Origin of the sequence: Pseudomonas sp. GV085, from assembly GCF_003050925.1 — a bacterium.
Lineage (GTDB): Bacteria > Pseudomonadota > Gammaproteobacteria > Pseudomonadales > Pseudomonadaceae > Aquipseudomonas.
This window is the reverse complement of the sequence record NZ_QAOV01000002.1, coordinates 70035-88970: the sequence shown is the minus strand read 5'-3', so window position 1 is coordinate 88970 and position 18936 is coordinate 70035. Positions and strand designations below refer to the sequence as shown.

The 18936-nt window shown below is 52.5% G+C and carries 16 protein-coding genes; 12 read left to right on the top strand and 4 right to left on the bottom strand.

Annotated elements, in window-relative coordinates; genetic code table 11:
* Positions 1–126: 126 nt before the first annotated feature.
* On the bottom strand, positions 127–1047 hold the full coding sequence (locus C8K63_RS04265; protein WP_108215550.1) for a LysR family transcriptional regulator: 921 nt from the start codon (positions 1045–1047) through the stop codon (positions 127–129).
* Between the two features lie 160 nt (positions 1048–1207).
* Between C8K63_RS04265 and C8K63_RS04260 the strand changes: the two genes are divergently transcribed.
* Together C8K63_RS04260 and C8K63_RS04255 are read left to right on the top strand one after the other, a co-directional pair.
* Complete coding sequence (locus C8K63_RS04260; protein WP_108215549.1) at positions 1208–2554, top strand: aspartate aminotransferase family protein; 1347 nt, start codon at positions 1208–1210, stop codon at positions 2552–2554.
* Positions 2555–2640: 86 nt separating this feature from the next.
* Positions 2641–4137, top strand: coding sequence for a CoA-acylating methylmalonate-semialdehyde dehydrogenase (locus C8K63_RS04255; protein WP_108215548.1), 1497 nt, complete (start codon positions 2641–2643; stop codon positions 4135–4137).
* A 54-nt stretch (positions 4138–4191) separates the two neighbouring features.
* Here C8K63_RS04255 and C8K63_RS04250 read toward each other — a convergent pair whose 3' ends face one another.
* On the bottom strand, positions 4192–5067 hold the full coding sequence (locus tag C8K63_RS04250) for a LysR family transcriptional regulator (RefSeq protein ID WP_108215547.1): 876 nt from the start codon (positions 5065–5067) through the stop codon (positions 4192–4194).
* A 147-nt stretch (positions 5068–5214) separates the two neighbouring features.
* On the opposite strand from C8K63_RS04250, the gene C8K63_RS04245 reads away from it, so the two are divergent.
* From C8K63_RS04245 to C8K63_RS04235, 3 genes are all read left to right on the top strand, one after another.
* Positions 5215–7644: an FAD-dependent oxidoreductase gene (locus tag C8K63_RS04245; protein ID WP_158273926.1), complete on the top strand. Its 2430-nt coding sequence runs from the start codon at positions 5215–5217 to the stop codon at positions 7642–7644.
* Positions 7645–7704: 60 nt separating this feature from the next.
* Positions 7705–8622, top strand: a complete 918-nt coding sequence (gene folD / locus C8K63_RS04240; RefSeq protein WP_108215545.1) for a bifunctional methylenetetrahydrofolate dehydrogenase/methenyltetrahydrofolate cyclohydrolase FolD — start codon at positions 7705–7707, stop codon at positions 8620–8622.
* A 1308-nt stretch (positions 8623–9930) separates the two neighbouring features.
* Positions 9931–10365, top strand: coding sequence for a DNA-binding protein (locus tag C8K63_RS04235; RefSeq protein WP_090321830.1), 435 nt, complete (start codon positions 9931–9933; stop codon positions 10363–10365).
* A gap of 19 nt (positions 10366–10384) precedes the next feature.
* On the opposite strand, the gene C8K63_RS04230 is transcribed toward C8K63_RS04235, so the two are convergent.
* Entirely contained in the window at positions 10385–11212 is an 828-nt protein-coding gene (locus C8K63_RS04230; RefSeq protein ID WP_146176373.1) for a hypothetical protein, read from the bottom strand.
* A 250-nt stretch (positions 11213–11462) separates the two neighbouring features.
* Here C8K63_RS04230 and C8K63_RS30300 point away from each other — a divergent pair, with 250 nt between their 5' ends.
* Genes C8K63_RS30300 through C8K63_RS04210 form a run of 5 tightly spaced genes read left to right on the top strand, consistent with a single transcriptional unit; the run spans position 11463 to position 16012 of the window.
* The gene (locus tag C8K63_RS30300; RefSeq protein WP_158273925.1) at positions 11463–12452 is read left to right on the top strand and encodes a hypothetical protein; all 990 of its coding nucleotides are present in this window, start codon (positions 11463–11465) and stop codon (positions 12450–12452) included.
* Positions 12404–13306 carry a Mu transposase C-terminal domain-containing protein gene (locus tag C8K63_RS04225; protein WP_158273924.1) on the top strand — a complete coding sequence of 301 codons (903 nt, stop codon included), beginning with the start codon at positions 12404–12406 and terminating at the stop codon, positions 13304–13306. Before C8K63_RS30300 ends, C8K63_RS04225 begins: the two co-directional genes overlap by 49 nt.
* 1 nt (position 13307) lies before the next feature.
* Positions 13308–14201, top strand: a complete 894-nt coding sequence (locus C8K63_RS04220; protein ID WP_090321838.1) for a TniB family NTP-binding protein — start codon at positions 13308–13310, stop codon at positions 14199–14201.
* Position 14202: 1 nt separating this feature from the next.
* Positions 14203–15048 (top strand): hypothetical protein, encoded by an 846-nt coding sequence (locus C8K63_RS30040; RefSeq protein WP_146176371.1) that lies wholly within the window; start codon positions 14203–14205, stop codon positions 15046–15048.
* On the top strand, positions 15014–16012 hold the full coding sequence (locus C8K63_RS04210; protein WP_108215540.1) for a hypothetical protein: 999 nt from the start codon (positions 15014–15016) through the stop codon (positions 16010–16012). The genes C8K63_RS30040 and C8K63_RS04210 overlap by 35 nt, the downstream gene beginning before the upstream one ends.
* A 752-nt stretch (positions 16013–16764) precedes the next feature.
* Here C8K63_RS04210 and C8K63_RS04205 read toward each other — a convergent pair.
* Positions 16765–17274 (bottom strand): cupin domain-containing protein, encoded by a 510-nt coding sequence (locus C8K63_RS04205; RefSeq protein WP_108215539.1) that lies wholly within the window; start codon positions 17272–17274, stop codon positions 16765–16767.
* Positions 17275–17625: 351 nt separating this feature from the next.
* Here C8K63_RS04205 and C8K63_RS04200 point away from each other — a divergent pair, with 351 nt between their 5' ends.
* A complete protein-coding gene (locus C8K63_RS04200; protein ID WP_108215538.1) occupies positions 17626–18711 on the top strand; it encodes an alpha/beta fold hydrolase in 1086 nt (361 codons plus the stop codon).
* Between the two features lie 72 nt (positions 18712–18783).
* Positions 18784–18933, top strand: a complete 150-nt coding sequence (locus C8K63_RS30295) for a hypothetical protein (protein WP_158273923.1) — start codon at positions 18784–18786, stop codon at positions 18931–18933.
* Positions 18934–18936 lie beyond the last annotated feature (3 nt).

Here is an 18936-nt window from a genome sequence, read left to right as displayed (position 1 = left end):
GCATCGAACATAGCCTCTGGAGCGAATCGTACGAGCGGTTTTATGCCTACAACAAACGATGTATCAGGTGCTTATTAATAAGCTGTACTGATTCGTAAGTTGCCACGTTGAAGACTCGACAATTCGTCAGCCGCTCATCGCGAGGGATTCGAGAAAGGTCTCCAATACCAAATGGGGACGGCGACCTTTCCGGGTAACAGAAGCCAGCGTCAGATCGTAAAAACAGGAATAGGGCTTCAACGCTCTGAGCCTTCCTTCTGCAACCCAGCTCCGCGCGTAGTGATCAGGCAGATAGCCGATGTACTGACCGGTGAGAATCAGGAATGCCATCCCTTCTCGGTCCGATGCGCTCGCCGTGCAATTTAGCGCCTGATAGTGCTCCTGGATGGTTGCCGGCAAACGGAATGTCGGGGCGATGGCGTCCTGCTCCTGGATACGCTGCTCATTTAAATCCAGATCCTTGACGAAAAACAAAGGATGGCCAACACCGCAATAGAGCTGAGAACGCTCGCTATACAGCGGCTGATATTCAAGGCCTGAAAGCGCACCGACCTGCGGGATTACGCCTACGTGCAGACGGCCATCGAGCACGCCTTGTTCCACTTCACCCGGTGTACTCATTCGAATCTGGATCTGAACGTCAGGTCCTTTTTTCTTTAGGGAAGCCAATGCATCCGTGACGCGCATGTGAGGCATCGTGACCAGGTTATCCGTCAAGCCGATGATCAACTCGCCCCGGAGATGACTGTGCATCCCGTTGACCTCGCTTCGAAATCCCTCCATCGCCGACAACAAGCGTAAACACGCCTCATACACCTGCTGCCCATCCTCCGTCAGGGAGAACCCGGCACGTCCCCTCTGACATAACCGTAAGCCTAATCGCTGCTCAAGCTCTGTCATTTGCTGACTGATTGCTGACCTGCCAACACCTAGAACGCTCTCTGCAACGGAGAATCCTCCGCACTCCACGACACTGCGAAATATCTTGAGCATCCGAATATCAAAATCAGTGACTTGAGCAACTGGATTGGCACGGCGCGCTTTCATAGTTTAGGTGACCTGAAACCAAGGGTATCGAAAGGTGTGTTTTATTGAATCTAAGCGCGTGTCAGTTTCTAGGCAAGCCTTGAATTGCATTTCAGGACGCTCAACAAGGCCAACTCTCCGATTGAACACGATGAGTATCTCTCCACGAGGACCACTGCTCATGAACACACAACAGGCTCACGAACTTCCCTTGGCCAGCCAGCTGAAACTGGATTCACACTGGATGCCGTTCTCCTCGAATCGCAACTTTCAGCGTGACCCACGGTTCATCGTTTCTGCGCAAGGCAGCTGGCTGACAGACTCCGAAGGCAGAAAGGTCTACGACAGTCTGTCAGGCCTGTGGACCTGCGGCGCAGGCCATTCGCGCAAGGAAATCCAGGAAGCCGTCGCCCGCCAGTTGGGCACGCTTGATTACTCGCCAGCGTTTCAATATGGCCACCCGTTATCGTTCATGTTGTCCGAGCGCGTCGCTGACCTCATGCCCGGCGACCTGAACCATGTGTTCTATACCAACTCGGGCTCCGAGTGCGCGGACACCGCGGTCAAAATGGCCCGGGCGTACTGGCGCCTCAAGGGTCAGTCGACCAAGACCAAAATGATCGGCCGAGCACGCGGCTACCACGGCGTGAACATCGCGGGCACGAGCCTGGGTGGCATCGGGGGCAACCGCAAGATGTTCGGTCAACTGATGGATGTCGACCACCTGCCCCACACGTTGCAGCCGGGAATGGCCTTCACCAAAGGCATGGCAGAAACTGGTGGTGTGGAACTGGCAAATGAGTTGCTGAAGCTCATTGAGCTGCATGATGCGACGAACATTGCAGCCGTTATTGTCGAGCCTATGTCGGGCTCCGCAGGTGCCATCGTGCCTCCCAAAGGTTACTTGCAGCGCCTTCGCGAGATCTGCACGCAGCACAATATTCTGTTGATCTTTGACGAAGTGATCACCGGGTTCGGGCGGATGGGCACCTGGAGCGGCGCGGAGTACTTCGGCGTGAAGCCGGACATCATGAACGTGGCCAAGCAGATCACCAATGGTGCCATTCCAATGGGCGCCGTGATCGCTTCCAGTGAGATCTACCAAACCTTCATGAATCAGACGAGTCCGGAATACGCGGTCGAATTTGGCCATGGCTACACCTACTCGGCGCACCCGGTTGCCTGCGCTGCGGCCCTCGCAACACTGGATCTGCTGGAGAAGGAAAACCTCATCCAGCAATCAGCTGATCTGGCACCGCATTTCGAACGCACATTGCACGGTGTCAAGGGCGCAAAACACATCGTTGACATCAGGAACTGCGGCCTCGCAGGCGCTATTCAAATTGCACCCCGCGAAGGGGATGCAATTGTTCGTCCGTTCGAGGCGGGCATGGCGCTTTGGAAAGCGGGGTTCTACGTGCGCTTCGGTGGCGACACCCTTCAGTTCGGGCCGACCTTCAACGCTAAACCTGAAGATCTTGACCGCATGTTTGATGCCGTCGGGGAAGCCTTGAACCACATCGATTAACGCAACAACGTGCAGGCAAACCACCCGTGCTGGCGGGTCAACGCCGCCAGCATCACTTCTATTTTCAATCTTGCAGGTCTTCATCCATGAGCATCATTCAACACCTGATCAACGGCGAGCATATCGCCACCACCGGCCGCACCGCGGACGTGTTCAACCCTTCCACGGGTGAGGTTATCCATCAGGTCTCACTCGCGGATCGCGCCGCCGTTCAACACGCCATTGACGTTGCGACAGCCGCCTTTCCTGCATGGCGCAAGACTCCGGCCGCCAAGCGCGCTCAGGTCATGTTTCGTTTCAAGCAGTTGCTGGAGCAGAACGAAGCCAAAATCGCCCGGATGATCAGCGAAGAGCACGGCAAAACCATTGAAGATGCCACTGGGGAACTCAAACGAGGTATCGAGAACGTCGAGTTTGCGTGCGCGGCCCCTGAAATCCTGAAAGGTGAGTTCAGCCGCAACGCGGGCCCGAACATCGATGCCTGGAGTGACTTCCAACCTGTCGGAGTTGTGGCTGGTATTACGCCGTTCAACTTTCCGGCGATGGTTCCACTCTGGATGTATCCGTTAGCCATCGTCTGCGGCAACTGCTTCATCCTCAAGCCTTCGGAGCGCGACCCAAGCTCTACCCTTTACATTGCAGAGTTGCTGATAGAAGCGGGTTTGCCTAAAGGGGTGATGAGCGTGGTTCACGGCGACAAAGAAGCGGTCGATGCTTTGATCGAGGCGCCGGAAGTGAAAGCATTGAGCTTCGTAGGGTCGACGCCAATCGCTGAATACATCTATGCCGAAGGCACCAAACGCGGCAAGCGTGTCCAGGCCTTGGGCGGCGCAAAAAACCATGCTGTGCTGATGCCGGACGCTGACCTGAACAATGCCGTTAGCGCCCTGATGGGCGCGGCTTACGGTTCCTGCGGCGAACGCTGCATGGCGATTTCCGTCGCCGTTTGTGTGGGCGACCAAATCGCCGATGCGCTGATCGATAAACTGGTACCGCAGATCCAGGCGCTGAAAATTGGCGCCGGCACATCCTGTGGCCTCGACATGGGACCACTGATCACTGGCGCCCACCGGGACAAAGTGAAGGGTTACGTGGACGAAGGTGTTGAATCCGGGGCCGAGTTGGTCGTCGATGGCCGTGGGCTTCAGGTGACCAACAACGAAAACGGCTTCTTCCTGGGTGGATGCCTGTTCGACCGCGTGACGCCTGAAATGCGCATCTACAAGGAAGAGATTTTCGGCCCGGTTCTCTGCATCGTGCGCGTAGCGAGCCTTGAACAAGCCATGCAACTCATCAACGATCACGAGTACGGCAACGGTACTTGCATCTTCACTCGCGACGGTGAAGCTGCGCGCTTGTTCTGTGACGAGATCGAAGTCGGCATGGTGGGTGTGAACGTTCCGCTACCGGTTCCGGTGGCGTACCACAGCTTCGGCGGCTGGAAGCGCTCGCTGTTTGGCGATCTTCATGCGTATGGTCCGGATGGTGTTCGTTTCTACACGCGTCGTAAGGCGATTACTCAGCGCTGGCCTCAGCGTGCCAGCCATGAGGCTGCACAGTTCGCGTTTCCGAGTAACAGCTAAGGGAAAGGAGCCCGCCTGTGGCGGGCTCCTGACTCCTCACCCAGTCCGCAGAGATTAACGAAGCTCTGACTCCAGCCAAGTGCAAAAGGCCTGTGCAGCCCCAGACAGCGGCTTGTTATGTGGCTTCAGCAAGTAGAACCCGGCAAGGCACTCAATGCTCTGATCGAGCGGCGACACGAGCTGTCCACGCAGCCTGGATTTCTCCACGAGTTCCTCGTTAAGCAGACACACGCCTGCGTTTTCAATCGCCATGCTCGCCGCGATTGCGTAGCTGTCGACGTAGAAACGCTGATAGTTTTCTGCCTCGCCTTGCGGGTAAGTAGCCAGCCAGTCGCTCCAGCCATTGGGTGTGCCCAACACATCGATCAAGGGCAGGCTGAGCAATCCCCCGGCACTTCGAAGTTTGGCAGCAACGTCCAGTGAGCAATACGGCTTCAGCTCAGTCGAGAGCAGCTGCTGGATGTCGTACTGCTGCCAGTTTCCCGCACCGTAGCGAATCTCCAGCTCTGCGCTGGAAGGTGGAGCATCCGCCTCCCAGTTAACGCCGTACATGCGAAGAGAAATTTGCGGATACAGCTCAGCGAACCGCTCCATACGGGGGGCGAGCCACAACTGCGCAAAGGAGTTGTTGACGCTCAATTCAAGTACGCCTTGGGCGACCGAGCTGAAGATGTTGTTCATCCCTTGGTGCATATGCCAAAGGCCTTCCCGGACCACTGCCAAATACGCCCGCCCCGATACGGTCAGCTGGATCGAACGTGTTTGCCTCAGGAATAGCGCCTTGCCAAGTTTGTGCTCGAGCAATTTTATCTGCTGGCTCACCGCAGACTGGCTCATGTTCAGTTCAATCGCCGCAGCCGAAAAGCTTAAATGTCGCCCTACTGATTCAAACGTCCGAAGCCAGTTGAGCTGAAGATTGGTCAACGACATCGCGGCACCCCGGCATAAGCCCTACTTATAAATGACACTGGTATACATCGTTTGTAGAGCCATCTCAAGCGCCTTAGCATCGAATCCAGACGCCCGGAGCCCCGGCGAATCATGTCTCCAATAGACCCGTCAAAGGATCCCCCCGAGATGAAATCGGAAGCCAAAGTTTTAGTGATCGGTGGTGGTATTACCGGTGTGAGCACGCTTTACCATCTGGCCAAATCCGGCTGGACGGATGTCATGCTGGTGGAGAAGCTTGAACTGACATCTGGATCGACCTGGCACGCCGCGGGCAACCTTCCTTCGTTCAGCACCAGCCTGAACATCATGAAGCTTCAGAAAAACAGCATCGAGCTGTATCAACAACTCGCAGAACAGACGGGTCAATCGGTCGGTCACCACCAAACAGGTTCGATCCGGCTCGCGCATACCAAGGAACGTCTGGATGAGTTCAAACGGGTCGCAGGCCTGGCCACGCTTGCCGGTTTGAATGGCGTCGAAGTGGTCGACAATGAGCGCCTGAAGGAGCTGCATCCCTTCCTGGACACCACCGGGTTGCTGGGAGGGCTTTGGGACCCGTATGACGGTCATATAGATCCGACCAGCGTGACCAACGCCATGGCTCAATTGGCCCGTGGTTACGGCGCTACCATTGTTCGGCACAATCCGGTTACCGCGATTACTCAACTCGCCGACAAAAAATGGGAAGTGACCACCGAACAAGGCGTCATTCACGCAGACATTATCGTGAACGCCGCAGGTTTCAGGGCTAATGAAGTGGCCGCGATGATCGGCCATCAGTTCCCGATCTGCTCCCTGGAACATCAGTATCTGGTCACCGACAATATTCCAGCCTTGGTGGACAGACCCCACCACCTTCCCCTGCTTCGCGATCCGGATATTTCCTACTACCTTCGCCAGGAGGGCAAGGGGCTGATCCTTGGCCCGTACGAGCGAGAGCCGGTGGCCTGGGCAGTCGATGGGGTTCCAGCGACATTCGGGCAGGAACTGCTGCAACCGGAGCTGAACCGTCTCGAAGAAATCATCGGTGCAGCGATGGAACAGGTGGGAATTATCGGTGACGGCGGGATCAAGACTGTGGTCAATGGCCCTATCGTGTACACCCCGGATGGCCTTCCCCTGCTCGGGCCCGTGCATGGCTACGACAACTACTTCGCTTGCGCAGGGTTCAGTTTCGGGATCACTCAGGGTGGCGGCGCTGGCCGTTACCTTGCTCAGTGGATCATCGACGGCCACCCTGAGGTTGAGCTTTGGGAGCTGGATTCCCGCCGCTTTGGCAGCTACGCGAACCTTTCCTACACCGTCACCAAATCGCTTGAGCTGTACGCCAACGAATACCAACTAAGTTGCCCGAACGAATACGCGATGCGCCCGGCGTGTCGCGAGGTCAAGACCACGCCAATTTACGAAATCCTTAAACACAAGAATGCCGTGTTCGGCGCTTATTACGGCTGGGAGCGTGCCAGCTGGTTTGCACAATCTGCCAATGCCCCAGTCGAGAACTTCAGCTACAGCCGGGGCAATTGGGATGCAGCAGTCCGGTCGGAATGTGAAGCGGTGCAAAATCGCGTGGGTATCCTCGATCTGAGCGCCTTCACAAAATTCGAGATATCTGGAAAGGATGCTCGTTCATTTCTGGATCGGATCAGCCCCAACCAGGTTCCTACCAAATGCGGGGATGTAGCTCTCGCCCATGTACTCACCACATCAGGAAGCGTGGCGTGGGAATTCTCCATGACGCTCCTGGAAAGCGGCGCGTTTTACCTGATGTGCCCGGCGGCTTGTGAGCTGCTGATTGAAGATTGGCTCCGGCAACGGGCAGCGAAATACGCGAATATCTCCATCGCGAATATCTCCAGGGACTGGGGCACGCTCATCCTGGCTGGCCCTAGAGCACGAGAAGTGCTGTCCAAACTCACTGACACCGATCTGAGTAATGAAGCATTCCCCTGGTTTACCGGCCAAGAGATTCAGGTCGTTGGCGCTCCCGTACGCGCGTTGCGGATGAACTTTGTCGGCGAATTGGGATGGGAACTCCACCATCCACTCCAACACCAGCAGGCACTTTACGAAGCACTCGTTTGGGCGGGTGAAGCGCATGGAATCGTCGACTTCGGGCTACGAGCGATGGACTCGATGCGCATCGAAAAGGGCTATCAAATCTGGGGCCGCGAACTGACAACAGAGTACTCGGCGCTGGCTGCCAACATGGGCTACTTCATCAAGACCGATAAGGGCGTTTTTGAAGGGCGTGCGGCAGTGCTGGCAGAAAAAGAGAAGCCGAGTACCCATCGTCTCGTACTGATGGAAGTGCAAGCGGGCCTTGCTGATGCATTGGGTAGCGAGCCAATTTTCCATCAAGGGAAACTGGTAGGGCTTACGACATCAGGAGCCTTTGGTTATCGCGTTAATAAGAGTTTGGCCATGGGCTTTATCAAGCGCGAACTGGCGTCCCTGGATACTGAACTCACCATCACAATTCTGGGTGAAGAATGCTCCGCGAAAGTCATTCGTGGGTGCCTTTACGATCCTAAAGGCGAACGCCTTAAATCTTGATTATGCAGCTGCCTTCAAGAACGTGGAGGCAGCTTTCTGACCGCTAATGGGTAGGACGAAATGACCACTACACAACCTTTGGATAACGCGCCCAATGCAGAGGCCTCCATAATCGATGGGAAGGCGTTTGCCGAAATCTTGCGCAAGAATGTTGCCGTCGGTGCGAGGGCCTTCAGGGAGAAACGCGGCAGAGCACCAGGGCTGGCTGTCGTACTAGTCGGGAGCGATCCTGCCAGCCAGGTTTACGTGAAAACCAAAATGAAAAAGGCGCTTGAGTCCGGGATTGACTCCTTCCCTCACCTACTCGAAAGCGACACGTCCGAAGCGGACCTGCTGAACCTGATCGATAAGCTGAACAATGACCGCTATGTGCACGGGATTTTGGTGCAGCTTCCGCTGCCCGCCCATATCGATGAATCGAAGGTTATTGCGGCCATAAATCCGGCCAAAGATGTCGACGGTTTCCATCCGATCAACGTGGGTCTGCTGGGTCAGGGTAAAGCCAAACTAATCCCCTGTACGCCTCTCGGATGCCTGATGATGTTGAAGGATCAGATCGGTGACCTCAGTGGCAAAAAAGCGGTAATTGTGGGCAGGTCCAACATCGTTGGAAAGCCAATGGCGAATTTGCTCTTGCAGGAAAACTGCACGGTCACGATTGTGCATTCCCGAACGCAAGATCTCATCGCTGAATGTCGTCAGGCCGACATCCTGGTGGTAGCGATTGGACGGGCGGAATTTATTGATGCAAAGTCGATCAAGCCCGGTGCTGTGGTCATTGACGTTGGCATCAACAGAGTCGAAAAGAATGGTGTTTCGGTACTGGTTGGTGACGTCGATTTCAACTCTGCCAAGGAAATCGCCGCGGCCATGACTCCTGTTCCAGGAGGCGTTGGTCCAATGACCGTAGCATGCTTGATGAGAAATACGCTGGCAGCGGCAGAGGCGATTGAAAGCAATGCTGCGGCTCGCTACTGATAGTGCGGAGCGCTCAGACTTGATCTGACAGTTAGCGGACCTCCAGTCGTGCCTGTCAGATCGAGCTTTGCTAATCACTGCTGTTTGCCAGACTCACCGTCCATCAAAAGAAGTCCTTACATCTCTGGTGCCACAGGCTGCTATCGGCCCAGAGTGTGTAAAAACGCCTACGCTTACGATATCTTGAAAATCGCACAGTTCCGCTCCAGCAATCCCAGATCCAGCTATATTAGGTCTGATAATGGAATGTTATCCGGACTTATTGAAGCGTTGAACGAGATGAAATTGACAGAGCCGGTACAGATGCCCTCCTCCCAGCCGCCGAGGCATATTTTTATATACCAACCGCGGGTTGATCAGCTCTAAAGGTCTGACATCGCCGAGCCAGAAGCATCTCAATGCAATCAGAGAGGCAATACCAAAACAGCAATTTTCCATTGGCGACATAAGCCCTTGACTCCCGAACCGACGCTGCGGCCTGGATATATTTGAGGGTTACGAATGAAAACATTGAGAAATTATCTGGAAATGACGCAAAGCTTTCCTAAGGAAACAGAGTATTTCTCTACAAACCGACGCAATCATTGTTTAACGATAGCCAGCGGACTAAGTCTCGCACGCTATACATCGCCGCTGAACGAGAGTAACGAACCGCCCCTCAAGCTCATCGCAGTGTAGTGGATGCCTTCTAGCGCAGATGACTGACCTTCAAAAGTGCCCGCGCCCACATGGCACGCCGAGCAGACCGGCTCCACATCTTAAAGTGACACTGCGTAAGCTCAACATTGAGCAGCGAGGCAACCAGCCCGTAAAAATGACGACGCCATAGCCTCTATTGGTTGAGAACTGCAGGACTCGCTAAATCTGACTCAGCCGTTTACTTACTTCCTTGAATCGCTCGACCCGCACGCATAAGAAAACAGCCAATACTGAATTAACTTGAACGTCACGCTACCCCGTTACCCCAAGCAGAATTTATCCATTAGTTCAATATTGTATCCATCCACTACCCCAAACTAGATGCTGGGATTATGAAAACTTCGCAATTGGAATCACGCAATTCGACTCAGCAGGCTTAAAATTGAAACAGAGCACAACAAAGCAAGGCACAGAAAACCAAGAAATTATAATATTACGACCGAGCTACCACTGTCAGTCGTGTAAAAGGCTGAGACTTTTAAACCGCATTACCACCTACACACACGATAGTAAAACTTTAGCTTTAGATGATCTCATCGTATTGAAGACGCCACCTGCACCTTCATGTTAAGATGTGAACTAACTACCACCCCTTCAGGGTTTACAGTTATGAGAAGAAAAATATCTCAAGCGGACGTTGAAAACGCGCTGGCACGATTGGAGTCAATGGCCACACCGCCGACGCTTGACGCCGTGCGTACCGCTTTGGGAAATCAAGGGTCAAGGTCTACCATTGTCAAGCTGTTAAAAAACATCAGAGAAACGCCAAACACGACTCCCGCTCTTGAGAAAAGCATCATGCCTATGCCCTCCTACCTGTCGCGGACCGACTTTTATGAAAAGGTCGACGGTGCCGAAAACATGGAGGGTGCAATCAACTACCTCATCACTGAAAAAAGTGACCCTACCGGCATCATGAGTGACTTGTGCGTGGTCATTCAACGCTTGCGACTTGAAGTAACGCAGTGTCAATCCGAAGTTGTCCACATTCGGAACCTGCACAAAAGCATGCTGAATGCCATGCAGTCCGCGATTAAAGAATGACGTCCCGTTGACGTTGGTGTTAATTGAGTGCTCGATACATTTTGGCCCTAACCTTTTTGTACACACGGAGCGCTAAAACATTGCAGGCTGAAGGTGCTGCATCTTTCCGTCCATCAATGTAAGTAACCAGTCGCTCCCGATCTAGCCAGCCCAAAGCCAAGACTGCCTCTCGCCAGGCACACCACCCTTCGAAGCTTGCAGAGGCTTCATGAGCAAAAAAATCGTTTTTCACTAAGGTCCAAAATTTTCTTTCATACGTAACCTCCGGCTCCGTCAGCCGCCTTGTAACCTCACTGCTATGGGCCAGCTTAACGTTGATGATGAGCCATAGATCATTGGCAAATGATCGCCAAGGCTCCTCGGTGCTGATTTCGATGTACGCAACACACAACCGGCGCGCAATCTCCGCGCAGTAAGTGGGTCGACTGCTACAACCTAGCATCGCTAAGAGACAGGCCAGTTGGTCGAGTGCTGATAAACTATAGATGCCTTTGAACCATTTCCCACCGTACCGCGTCCCGTCCCACCCGAAGGATTTGAGGATACAGAGGCTTTGGCTGTCGGTACAAGACAACCCCGCCGCCTGCCAAACAGGGTGTTCGTAAAAAGCCCGTACGGAAGGTACCGCATGAAAGATTTTGTCGAGGCGCGATTGATGGGGCTGATGCCCGTTTAGGAAACGACGCCATGCCTTTTCGTCAGCCGATCCCTTCGGCAAGTGCTGATCTTTCTCGAACCATCTAGCTAAGGCAAACCCTGCTCGAGCGACCCCCAAACAGTCGGCCAGATGTGCCGCTGTAACCATTGAGCGAAAGTATTCCGTCAGTGGTTTTGCATGTCGCCCCATCCATTCTCACTCTTAAGTGTTTAGTACGATTCTAATCAAAATTTCCTTAATTTTTACAATGCGGAATGTTTTCAGCCCTATGAAAATCATTCATCACGTTGATAAATATAGCTTTATTTTTATGAGCTAAATTTTTTTATGCCCGTTTTATGCCCGCCAAATGGACGCTAAGCTGGAATTAGTAAGGAAACGTACCGTACTAAATGCGGTCCGTTTGTACTCTTGCGTTTCGAATGGAAGGGACTTAGTAGTGAAACAATCCATAGCGGCAGGAACAGTTGTGATCGCGCTGGGTAAGCTGGCGGTTATCACGGAAGTAAAAAATACTGAGCAGGTCAGCGTCAGAATTAACGACACAGGTGAAACGAAAATTGTGGCGGTCGCAGATGTGGAGATCATTCCTGAAGAGCAGGAAACCATCACTCAGCTCACAACCTACGATCCCGCAGACCCCAAGGAAGCCATGAAGCTGATCGCAGCCGCGGAGCAGGCAGTGATTCTCAAAGAATATTTCAACGGGGACATGACGCAAAACGAGGCGGCTCAAAAACTCTCGCTGAAGAAATCCGCCTTTTACAAACTGGCATCACGCTTCAATCACGCCTTGGGCGCACTGAGCATCATAAAAAACTCCCCTGGCGCCAAAACAGGAAGCCACCGAATTCCCGAGGCAGTGGTTGCTGTTGTTGAAGAGTGTTTTGACCGCCATTACCAAGGAGCGGCAGCCTCCTATTCCCATGTTTGGAAACAGACTCAAGCCGCATGTGCAGAAAAGGGGCTCCCGCCTCCAGGTCTCTCAACTGTACAGCGATTGATTAAAAAGATGGATCCCAAAATTGTGTTCAGGCAAAAGCACGGTCTGGACGCGACAAACCAGCGATTTCAAACCAGACCAGGGTACGTCCACACGGACTACCCGCTCCAGCACGCGCAAATGGACCATACCCGAGTTGATCTCATTCTTCGTGCCGAGCATGACCGCAGTCTCACCATCGGCAGGCCATGGGTAACGTTGCTCATCGATGTCCATACACGAATCATTCTCGGTTTCTACTTGAGCATGTTCCCTCCCTCGCTGGTTTCAGTGCAACAGACTGTCTGCATGGCGGCACTGCCAAAAAAAAAGAGTCCCCCAACTCTCCCACCCATGGGATTAGCTATCCCTATTACGGGATGCCTGAAAAACTGGGCATGGACAATGCCGCAGAATTTCATTCTCCGGTTTTGGAGGCAGGATTAAGAAAACACGGCTGCGACCCACATTGGCGCAAAATCGGCAAGAAACACATGGGAGGGACCATTGAGAGCCTTATTGGCACGCTGATGACCACTTCCGTTCATTTCCTGCCTGGCACTACCTATTCCAATGTTAAACAGCGTGGAGAATATGACAGCGAAAAACACTCGGTCCTGACGTTCAAGGAATTTTGCGCCTGGTTTGCCGGGCAAGTTCTGATCTACCACGGAACGGTTCACTCCGAACTCAGGAAGTCGCCTAAAGATGCTTGGGAGGAGTTCTACTCCCACAAAACAATGGCGCTCCCTCCGATGATTATCAATAAAAGAAACCTATACATTGATTTCCTGCCCGAACGGCACAAGCCCGTACGGAACAGCGGAATCACGATTAATGCAGGGGTTTATTATGCCCCAGAATTGGCGATCAAGCAGGGCAAAGGCAAAACAACTGTAAAGTATGACCCCAATGACATGACGCACATCTGGGCAAAAATACATGATGACTATATTCGTGTGCCCCTTATTCGATCCACACACAACTTCATTAACTATGAGTACTACCGGGTAGATCGCGCATTCAACCAAGGGCGACCTGCTGGAACCATCACAGATCCCGAAGCGCTTCAGCAACTGATAAAAAACAACGAATTGGTAAAAAAATCGAAGAAAAAAACCCAACAAAAAAAACGCGAGACGACTCAGACCGAGGCTCAACGTCAGCACAAGGATCGTTTTTCTAGTGGTGTACCTAAGCAAATACCGATCAATGACGAATACCATCAGGTCCTGGCTTGTCAGCCAAATGACGCGGTAAATTTTTCCAAACCACCCGCTTTGTTCGACGATAAGGATTAGCATGAGCGATCAAATCAAACCGTACGCCCACCTACGTAAATCTTTACAGCATCTCACCCTGCTTCCAGACGAACAACGGGTCATGATCTGCCTGCAAGACGTGTTCATTGACTATCCAACGTCCCAATCAATTATCGAAACGATTGGCTACATGCTCAAGGTTGAGAACAAGGTCCAAGCACCGTGCATGTTGGTTTGGGGCAGTGGCGGATATGGCAAAACAAGCATCATCAAACGTATAAAAGCCATTAACGCAGAGAAAAAAGAGAAACTGATATTCATGAGTTTCCGTCAAAACCCTAATAACTATAACTTCCGGGAATTGCTGTTTGAGTCATTCGGCATGCCAATTACACGCAAATTCAGCGGGTATGATGCTTCGAAAGAATTCGCACTCACTGTACAAAGGCTAAACATAAGAGGCATCGTCATCGACGAAATCCACGACGCACTGACACTCACCCCGTTTCAGCAAAAAATAAACTTATCATTGCTCAAAAACCTTTCGGGTGACCCTTACAATCTCAGCGTATTTGCATTTGGAATCGACAAAGCAAGTGAAGCGCTTCGTCTAGATCCACAACTGGAACGGCGATACATGCAACTGCCCCTTCCGACTTGGTCTTTGGACGAGAATTTCAGAGCGTTTCTGGCAGGTTATGAGCGCGTTTTGCCGTTGAAGCTGGAATCAATGCTGTGGTCCGAAGACCTCGCAACCCGCTTGTATGCTCTCTCGGCAGGCATTATGGATAACGTGGCAAAAATCATTCAAGTGTGTGCTGCCGAAGCCATCATCTCAGGTACCGAAAAAATCACCCCGGAACTCGTTGATCGCGCGCCATTGCTCGCCCTCAAATTTGGCGTGTCTATTTTGATCAAGTCGCCTTCGCATTGACATGAAACGACAAGACGCCCTGATCCGACGGGTCGCTGAAGTGCACGAGCTTTTAACCCTGAGCACACCTCAAGCGACAGACACAATTAAGAAGGCAGCGTACCTCCTGCAAAACCAGGAACCTCCACCACCCATATTGTATATCACTGGCCGTTCAGGCTCAGGGGTATCGACAGTAGCGCAAGGCATCTACCTATCACTACGAACGGATGACGGTGGTGTATTCATCATGCCACAAACAGGGGTTGACCCTGGATTACCACCAATAGCAAGGCTATTACGTCACTTTGGATTCGAATGTACTTATGAGGTACTCGAAGTATCTGCGATGAATCAACTGCCCGCGCCCGTCATGAATCTTGCGCAGATGTTGGGCTTTTCTGTCGTGATAGTCGAAGATTATCTGACGGGCGTTGCGAGTCCTGAGCAGAAGCGAAGGCATATAGAACAATGGAAAAAATTAACGGCCTTTCCGTTAACCTTAAAATTGGTGTTAGCCGCACCGTTAGACCAGGTCAAGCACTCTTGGGATAACCAGGAAAGTACGCTGGAGCACCTTCACATAAATGAATGGGAACGCGGCAACCTTTTATCAAGTTATCTAGACGATTTGTCAAGCCTGTGCCGAAAGACGTTAAGGTTAGATGCTCACTTATCAAACCACATGAAAGAAATTTATAAACTCAGCAAAGGCAACACAGCCCACATGCTAATACACATTCGGCAGTGTGCCATTCACAGCATACTTTCCAATGTAAGCCATATCCCATCTGAACTCTTCCGATTGTCGCTTAAGGAGTTGACTGAATCGAATGCCCGACTATACAGCCAGCTTACCAGCGTGTGACGAGTCGTTCTCCTCTTGGCTTCAACGACTACCTGCAGCAACGCTCTCGCAGGCAGACATCCTGCAAACCGTTTCCGAACGCCAATTGGCGGGTCTCGATGGTCTAGATACGGTCGATCCCGACTTCGACCTGCCATACAACTTTGAATCAAAAATGCGTGAATCATTTCATTTGAAGAGATTTAGCTTTGAACAATTTCGTGCCCAGGCTTCATGGATATTGCCTCACAGCTATGTAGACTACGCTTGCCTGTCGTGTATTGCCGACTCACTCAGAAAACATGAAAGAATTGTATTTCAGAAGAACTGGAGATATGTCGTAGCACCTATATGCCCCGTTCATTGCGAGATCTTGACTGGCTTTAGAGATCGTCAGAGTGGGTACCTGCAATATCTGTTTCCGCCTACAACTCCTTTGCGTATGAATTTGCCACGACACGCAGCTGCTGAAGTCGTCAAAATCGCACTCAAGTTACAGATCCAGATGCTCCGAATGGAAAAGCAATTGAGCGCAGGGTCTTCATCGTTCATCAGTCCGCTCGTGAAAACCTACAATGCACGGAAGCTTTTGATAGAGTTCTTTTTGCAAGCTGCTCCTGCAGGTGCTGGCCTGGCAACTCAATTCATCACTACGCCACGTCCAAAGGAACCCTCATTGAGGGTCCACGGGCTTAAGTTATTGATGAAAATCGGCGCACTGCAAAGCAATTGTGCGGAACGTGCATGCGCACTCGTGTTGATGGGAGTTGTCACGGGCTGGGTCACGGCAAAACAAATTAAAATACTTAATGAAGAGGTACGCTCAGAACGTATCACGTGGGGCTGGAGGCCTATAGATATTGGTCGCTCTTGTCGTCAAATTTACGATCATCACATATTTAGCAACATGACTCAAATAGGACCCGCGCTCGAAATCTTAAACAACCGCCATATCGCCTTATTCAAAAAAGGGCTCGGAATATGAAAAAATACGTCAACCTATCAAAAATACACCATTGCTACTTTAATCTTGGAATTCCCGTAACACCTTCAAAAGGGACTCAACTAGGGCCGCTTCATGTTATCTGTTCCATGAACAATGAAACAAATAAAATAATAGGCTACATTTTTACAAATAGCCACCCCACTCTAATGGACCGATTCATCCTACTTTGTAAGATTCACTCAAACTCAAACGACATTAAGGCGTGGAATATTTCGCCCAACGGTGGGGTTCCTTGGTTTCCGAATTCCACGAGAATTTTCAGTGAGACGCAGTGTTCTATTCAGCTGCGCTTATGGAGAGAAATACGGGAAGGCGACCATACGTTACTAAATTTCTTGATGGACATCCCACTGAACTACATGAGAGTGCTCATACACAGACGATATCTCCCGACTTACGCTGTGGAACGCTATGTCAGTGAGAAAGTTAGCGAATACAACTCAACGGGCTTCTAAATCGATCACTACATAGTTGCGTCATCCTCACCTTTACCCCCCCAATCAATGTCTCATCTATTACCACAATCGGTTATTTTCCCCATCCTGGTGATGAGAAATCAGCGCCCCCACGTCCTGCTCGAAAAAAGTTCATCAATCGGCGGAAAAACTGTTAATCATTGGCTATTTTTCCGTCTATTAGTGACTAATACGTGGAAATACATGCAAATCAACTAGTTATAAATTCCGTTTATTAGTGAATGCTGACAACAGATCTTGAAACACGCAACCACCTCAGCCCCGCGTCAGCTTTTCGATCAGCGCCCAATGTTCAGGAAACTGCTGACCGAGCTTTTGCCGGTCGCCCATTTCCATATCGGCGAAATCAAATCCTGGCGTAACCGCTTCACTGATCAAGCCGAATCCTGCAGCGCCTTGCATCACCTGCGAAGCTTTCCAGATGCCACCGGGCACGTGCAGTTGCAAGCATTGTCCGGCGAGAACGTCGTGACCCATCACGATGGTTTTCAACGTGCCATCCGGAAAAATCAACGTGTACTGAATCGGATCGCCCAGATGATAGTAATGAACGATGTCTGACTGGTTGAGATGGAAATGACCTATCGGAGAATCCTGGGTCAACAGATAGAAAATCGACGTCATGCAATGCCGTAGGCCACCCGCAATCACAACCGTGTTCTCGTCGGCCGATTGGTAGGTTCTGCGGAAGAATCCACCTTCGATATGGGGCTCAAGACCCAGGGCTTTGATCATTTCTCCAATTTTCAGGGTGCTTTGAGTCATTTGTCGTATACCCCATTATTCGCGATCTTAGTGCCGCATTCGCAGCATTTGCCGACATAACTCGACTAAATAGTGCTTTAGTCGAGTTGGCTTTTACTCTGGCTCGAAGCCGTACCAGAAAACCGGTCGACTTCCCCGCTCCTCAGTCTCAACCAAGTTTCGCTGCGTATCCAAGAGGCTCAGGCCAAGTCCCTGTGTATCACAGTGTGTCAACGCCAACGCCCGATACACAGACTTTCACCCGCCCGGCGATTCGACACAGGCCGGATACGTTGCCGCGTTTCAATGCAAGCCAGCTTTAAAGGGGCTCGGACCGGCCCCCTGACCCATGACTAGCAATGGAGAAACCCCATGAAGATGGCACTGCGCAACAGCAACAGCAACAGCAACAGCAACACCGGCAACGCTCGCCGCCACTTGGTCGGCCCTTCGATCCTTGCGCTGACCCTGTTCGGCGTTTTCGGCGCAGCCCACGGGCAAACGGCCACCGCTGCGCAGCCAGCGGCAACCGCGGCTGGCACCACTCAGGCGGCGCCCTCGCCGTTCGGCCCGCTCAAGCATGTCAACGCCGGGCTGCTGGACGTGGCGTATGCCGAAACAGGCCCGGCCAACGGGCCGGTGGTGATCCTGCTGCACGGCTGGCCATACGACATTCATAGCTATGATGAGGTCGCGCCCTTGCTGGCAGCCAAGGGTTACCGGGTGCTGATGCCCTATGCCCGCGGCTATGGCGATACACATTTTCTCTCCGACAAAACCCTGCGCAATGGCCAACCGGCTGCGCTGGCCAGTGATGTCATCGACTTCATGGATGCCCTGAAGATCAAGCAAGCGGTGCTCGGTGGTTATGACTGGGGTGCGCGTTCGGCCGACATTGTCTCGGCGTTGTGGCCTGAGCGGGTCAAGGCGCTGGTCTCGGTCAGCGGTTATCTGATCGGCAACCAGGCGGCCGGCAAGAACCCGTTGCCACCCAAGGCGGAATTGCAGTGGTGGTATCAGTTCTACTTCGCCACTGACCGTGGTCGCGCCGGTTATGAAAAGAACACCCACGACTTCGCCAGGTTGATCTGGCAATCGGCTTCGCCGAAATGGGCGTTCGATGACGCCACCTTCGACCGCAGTGCCAAGGCGCTGGACAACCCGGACCATGTCGACATCACCGTGTTCAACTACCGCTGGCGCCTGGGCCTGGTCCAGGGCGAAAGCCGGTACGAAGCGCTGGAGCAGAAACTGGCCACGGCGCCGTCCATCAGCGTGCCGACCATTACCCTGGAAGGCGATGCCAACGGCGCGCCCCACCCTGCCCCCGCGGATTATGCCAAGCGTTTCACCGGCAAGTACCAATTCCGGCTGATCAGTGGCGGCATCGGCCACAACCTGCCGCAGGAAGATCCGCAGGCGTTCGCCAAGGCGGTGATCGATGCGGATCATCTTTAAGGGCGGATCCGGCATTCGCCTGCTGTTGCCGAATAACCACCTTCGTGGGCACGATCCCTTGCAGGAGCCAGCTTGCTGGCGATGGTCGTAAACGATAACGCGTGTGAACCGGATAAACGCGGTGCACTTGAGTCCATCGCCGGCAAGCCGGCTCCTACAGGTATTGCTGCGGCAAACATGAGCTATCTTTTCAGCAACTCACCTGCATCAGGTGACCGCTGACAA